The 397-nt window shown below is 30.7% G+C and carries 1 protein-coding gene and 1 pseudogene; one reads left to right on the forward strand and one right to left on the reverse strand.

Translation table 11 applies throughout. From position 1 onward, the window contains the following. Positions 1-180, forward strand: a pseudogene (locus JG676_RS08625) (phosphoheptose isomerase); the annotation flags it as partial. On the opposite strand, the gene JG676_RS08630 reads toward JG676_RS08625, so the two are convergent. Continuing rightward, positions 156-397: glycosyltransferase family 9 protein (locus JG676_RS08630; protein ID WP_281431933.1), on the reverse strand; the 242-nt coding region annotated here is incomplete at its 5' end. The pseudogene JG676_RS08625 and the gene JG676_RS08630 sit on opposite strands and share 25 nt — an antisense overlap.

Here is a 397-nt window from a genome sequence, read left to right on the forward strand (position 1 = left end):
TTTAAAAAAGCAAAAGAATTTAAAATGCTTTGTATAGGGTTAAGTGGAAAAAGTGGGGGTAAGATGAATGAAATTTGTGATTACAATCTTGTTGTACCAAGCAATGATACAGCAAGAATTCAAGAAATGCATATTTTAATCATTCATGCACTTTGTCAAATAGTCGATGAGAATTTTTGATGAAAGTTTTTTAAAACTAATTCAGGTTTTAAATCTTTCATACATTTGTGATGTTTTAAAGGGCAAATTTTTTGCATACAAGGCATACAGTCTAGATTTAAATGCACTAATTTTGCATTAGGATGTTTCCAAGGTGAAGTTTGGGTAAATTTAGTAGGACCAAAGATTGCTATGGTTTTTATCTTGTAAGCGGCTGCTATATGCATAGGTCCACTAT

The sequence above is a fragment of the Campylobacter sp. 2018MI34 genome (genome assembly GCF_016598975.1).
GTDB lineage: Bacteria > Campylobacterota > Campylobacteria > Campylobacterales > Campylobacteraceae > Campylobacter_D.